This is a genomic window from Pseudomonas sp. AC083, from assembly GCF_979253165.1.
Map to the genome: position 1 here is coordinate 1 of NZ_CEEDDH010000252.1, position 251 is coordinate 251.

The following is a 251-nucleotide window of genomic DNA, read 5'->3' on the forward strand; positions in this document are numbered from 1 at the left end:
TGGACCCCAACGAGTTCCACCAGGACCTCATTGACCCGGCGCTCCTCGCGCCCAAGGGCGCCTGGGGCGGCATGAGCTGGGACCACCCGCTCGGTGTGGACCCGCAGTTCGGCCGGGACATCCTGGCCCGGATCATCGAGGGCTCCTGGGTCTCGCTGCTCGTCGCGGGCGGCGCCACGGTGCTCTCCGTCTTCATCGGCGTGATCATGGGCATCGTGGCCGGTTTCTACGGCGGCTGGGTGGACACCCTG

At 69.7% G+C, this 251-nt stretch carries 1 pseudogene; it reads left to right on the forward strand.

From position 1 onward, the window contains the following. Positions 1-251, forward strand: a pseudogene (locus AC0IXA_RS27865) (hypothetical protein); the annotation flags it as partial.